This window comes from Bradyrhizobium sp. TM233 (assembly GCF_036247965.1).
Lineage (GTDB): Bacteria > Pseudomonadota > Alphaproteobacteria > Rhizobiales > Xanthobacteraceae > Bradyrhizobium > Bradyrhizobium ottawaense.
Genome location: NZ_BTIG01000062.1, coordinates 1 through 344 on the forward strand (window position 1 = coordinate 1; position 344 = coordinate 344).

1 protein-coding gene is annotated in these 344 nt (G+C 66.3%); it reads left to right on the forward strand.

The annotated features are described in order from the left end of the window. Nucleotides 1-344, forward strand: a 344-nt coding sequence (locus tag AABA86_RS33435; RefSeq protein WP_338309770.1) for an efflux RND transporter permease subunit, incomplete at both ends; no start/stop codon positions are given.

Below are 344 nucleotides of genomic sequence, written 5' to 3' on the forward strand. Positions count from 1 at the left end.
CAGACCATGAACAGCGCCTTCACCGGCCTCCTGTTCGGTCTGCTCGGTGCCGTCGTGCTGATCTATTTCCTGATCGTCGTGAACTTCCAGTCCTGGTCCGATCCGTTCGTGATCATCACGGCGCTGCCGGCCGCGCTCGCCGGCATCGTCTGGATGCTGTTCGCGACCGGGACCACGCTGTCGGTCCCCGCACTCACCGGCGCCATCATGTGCATGGGCGTTGCCACCGCCAACAGCGTGCTCGTGATCTCCTTTGCGCGCGAACGCTACGAGGAGCTCGGCGATCCCGTCGCCGCGGCGCTGGAAGCCGGCTTCGTCCGGTTCCGCCCGGTGCTGATGACCGC